Origin of the sequence: Nocardia farcinica (assembly GCF_029867845.1) — a bacterium.
Lineage (GTDB): Bacteria > Actinomycetota > Actinomycetes > Mycobacteriales > Mycobacteriaceae > Nocardia > Nocardia farcinica_A.
Genome location: NZ_JARWRU010000671.1, coordinates 1 through 2717 on the forward strand (window position 1 = coordinate 1; position 2717 = coordinate 2717).

Consider the following 2717-nt stretch of genomic DNA (forward strand, 5'->3'; position numbering starts at 1 on the left):
CACGCCCGGCCGGGCACCCCACCCAGGGGTGGGGCCGACCCCGCGCCGGGCCCGGCGGCGGGCGCCGGCGCGGGTCGAAGCCCGTTCAGATGATGCCGCGCTTGAGGCGACGGCGCTCGCGCTCGGAGAGCCCGCCCCAGATGCCGAACCGTTCGTCATGGGCGAGTGCGTATTCCAGGCACTCGTCACGCACCTCGCAACCCATGCAGATCCGCTTGGCTTCGCGTGTGGAGCCGCCCTTTTCGGGAAAGAACGCCTCCGGGTCCGTCTGCGCGCACAGCGCGCGTTCCTGCCACTGCTCTTCGATCGATTCGAACATCTCGTCAAAGCCCGTCACGATCAGGCTGAGTCGAGGAGTCGACACCGCTTCACTCCCGTCGTGTTCGCGGCCGATGTCAGCGCAGACGCCACGTGCTGCGCCTGCTGTGGAATCGGTTCGCGCGACCATGTCTTCGGTCATCGCTCCGCCTCCTCACTGTGTGTTAGCGCAGAATGCTTCTTTCCGTCGGACCAACACGCACACCGACGGCCGTACCCCGCGATGTAGTCCCGCGGACATCCCCAAGCACGTCAATCCGATGCGAACATCTGTTCGAAATGTCGTTCGCGCGACGCACTCTCGCTCGAACTCGGAATGACATGTCAGTGATTAGACACGCCGGATGTATCGATGGTCAAGCCGCTGTCGCTATTCCGTTACTATCCGGACCCGATTTTCGCGGCGGCCCTGTGACGCAGAATAGCAAATGAGCAGCAAATATGCTGGATCGTGACCTTCGCGTGGCAACGCATAGGCTGTACGGATGTGACTGGACAACACGCGGACATCACGCCTGCCGCCGGCCCCGAGATCGCGGTGCTCGTCGGCGGCGTCGGCGGCGCACGCTTCCTGCAGGGCGTGCGTGAACTACTTCCCGATGGCCGGATCTCGGCGATCGTCAACGTCGGTGACGACGTCTGGATGCACGGCCTGAGAATCTGCCCCGACCTGGATACGTGCATGTACACGCTGGGTGGCGGCATCGATACCGAGCGTGGCTGGGGCCGGGTCGGCGAGACCTGGCACGCCAAGGAGGAGCTGGCGGCATACCAGGCCAAACCCGACTGGTTCGGCCTGGGCGATCGCGATATCGCCACCCACCTCATTCGGACCGAAATGCTGCGGGCGGGCTACCCCCTCTCGGCGGTCACCGAGGCGCTGTGCAACCGGTGGCAACCAGGCGTGAAACTGATCCCGGCAACCGACGACAGGTGTGAAACACATGTTGTTGTGACCGATCCAGAGAACCCTGGCGAACGTCGCGCGATCCATTTTCAGGAGTGGTGGGTGCGGTATCGCGCAAACGTGGAAACTCATGGTTTTGCCCCAATCGGAGCGGAAGACGCGAAACCGGCGCCAGGTGTGATCGATCTCATAGAGCGCTGTGATGCGGTATTGCTCGCCCCCTCGAATCCGGTCGTCAGCATCGGTTCGATCCTGGCGGTCCCCGGAATCCGCGGCGCGCTGCGGACCACGAAGGCGAAGGTCGTCGGAGTCTCCGGGGTGATCGACGGCAAGCCGTTGCGCGGCATGGCCGACGAATGCCTGTCGGTGATCGGCGTCGAGACCACCGCCGAGGCGATCGGCCGGTACTACGGGGCGCGCTCGGCCAACGGCATCCTCGACGGCTGGCTGGTGCACACCACCGACACCGCCGACGTGCCGGGCGTGCAGGTGCGCAGCGTCCCGCTGCTGATGACCGATCCGCCCACCACCGCCGAGATCGTCCGTGCCGCACTGGATCTGGCCGGGGTGCGGCTGTGAACGCCCCCGTCGAGCACGGCGCCGACGAGCTGACCATCCTGCCCGTCCACGGCCTGCCGGAGTTCCGGCCCGGCGACGACGTGGCCGCCGCGCTCGCCGAGGCGGCGCCGTGGCTGCGCGACGGCGACATCCTCGTCGTCACCAGCAAGATCGTCGCCAAGGCCGAGGGCAGGGTGGTGGCCGCGCCCACCGACCCCGACGAGCGCGACGCCGTGCGGCGCACGCTGGTGGAGCAGGAGGCCGTGCGGGTGCTCGCCCGCAAGGGCCGCACTCTCATCACCGAGAACAAGCTCGGCATCGTCCAGGCCGCCTCGGGCGTGGACGGCTCGAACGTCGAACGCGACGAATTGGTGCTGCTGCCTTCGGATCCCGACGCCAGCGCGCGCGCCCTGCGTGACGGGCTGGCCGGGCGGCTCGGCGTCTCGGTGGCGGTGGTGATCACCGACACCATGGGGCGGGCCTGGCGCAACGGCCAGACCGACGCCGCCATCGGCGCCGCGGGGCTGCGGGTGCTGCACGACTACGCGGGCGCGATCGACGGCCAGGGCAACGAACTGCACGTCACCCAGGTCGCGGTGGCCGACGAGCTGGCCGCGGCGGCCGATCTGGTGAAGGGCAAGCTGCGCGCGGTCCCGGTGGCCGTGGTGCGCGGCTTCCCGCACGAGGACGACGGTTCGGGGGCGGCGGCGCTGGTGCGCGCGGGCGAGGAGGACCTGTTCTGGCTCGGCACCGCCGAGGCGCTGGCGCAGGGCAGGCGCGAGGCGGTGCTGCTGCGCCGTTCGGTGCGCGAATTCGCCGACACGGCGGTGGATCCCGAGCGGGTGCGGGCCGCCGTCGCGTCCGCGCTCACCGCCCCCGCCCCGCACCACACCAGGCCGGTGCGGTTCGTGTGGGTGCGCGATCGGGTGCGGCG

Annotated in this window: 3 protein-coding genes; 2 read left to right on the forward strand and 1 reads right to left on the reverse strand. The window is 68.8% G+C overall.

The annotated features are described in order from the left end of the window. Positions 1-85 precede the first annotated feature (85 nt). On the reverse strand, positions 86-319 hold the full coding sequence (locus QH283_RS14760; RefSeq protein ID WP_040797961.1) for a WhiB family transcriptional regulator: 234 nt from the start codon (positions 317-319) through the stop codon (positions 86-88). A 507-nt stretch (positions 320-826) separates the two neighbouring features. Here QH283_RS14760 and cofD point away from each other — a divergent pair. Both cofD and QH283_RS14770 read left to right on the forward strand, forming a co-directional pair. Next, positions 827-1804 (forward strand): 2-phospho-L-lactate transferase, encoded by a 978-nt coding sequence (cofD, locus tag QH283_RS14765; protein ID WP_280503572.1) that lies wholly within the window; start codon positions 827-829, stop codon positions 1802-1804. After that, positions 1801-2717: coenzyme F420-0:L-glutamate ligase (locus QH283_RS14770; protein WP_280503571.1), on the forward strand; the 917-nt coding region annotated here is incomplete at its 3' end. The genes cofD and QH283_RS14770, both read left to right, overlap by 4 nt.

Bases quoted from the DNA above. Each gene is read 5' to 3' on its own strand.
- QH283_RS14760 (WP_040797961.1), bottom strand. From the start codon at position 319: ATGTTCGAATCGATCGAAGAGCAGTGGCAGGAACGCGCGCTGTGCGCG.